Here is a 252-nt window from a genome sequence, read left to right as displayed (position 1 = left end):
AGCCCAGGCGCTAGGGATCTCCCAGCGCACCGTCGAGCGGTACGTCAAAGAGCAGATCAGAAAGCCCCGCAAGGACCTCAGAGCGCGCCTGGAGCGCGAGGTGAAGACACGCTGGCAGCCGCAGGTCCGGGCGAAGGCCAGGAAGACCGCGGCCACCAGCGACGGCATCGTCATCGACACCTACGCCCGCATCGGCTACAAGGCCCCGATCAACACCACCGACGAAGACCGGATGCGCCACCTCGAAGTCGC

Annotated in this window: 1 protein-coding gene; it reads left to right on the top strand. The window is 66.7% G+C overall.

The features are described 5' to 3' along the window. Positions 1–252: telomere-protecting terminal protein Tpg (gene tpg, locus C6N31_RS43090; protein WP_438817458.1), on the top strand; the 252-nt coding region annotated here is incomplete at both ends.

This window comes from Streptomyces fildesensis (assembly GCF_016107395.1).
GTDB lineage: Bacteria > Actinomycetota > Actinomycetes > Streptomycetales > Streptomycetaceae > Actinacidiphila > Actinacidiphila fildesensis.
The sequence above is the reverse complement of the archived record's forward strand: the minus strand, read 5'-3'. Positions and strand labels throughout refer to the sequence as shown.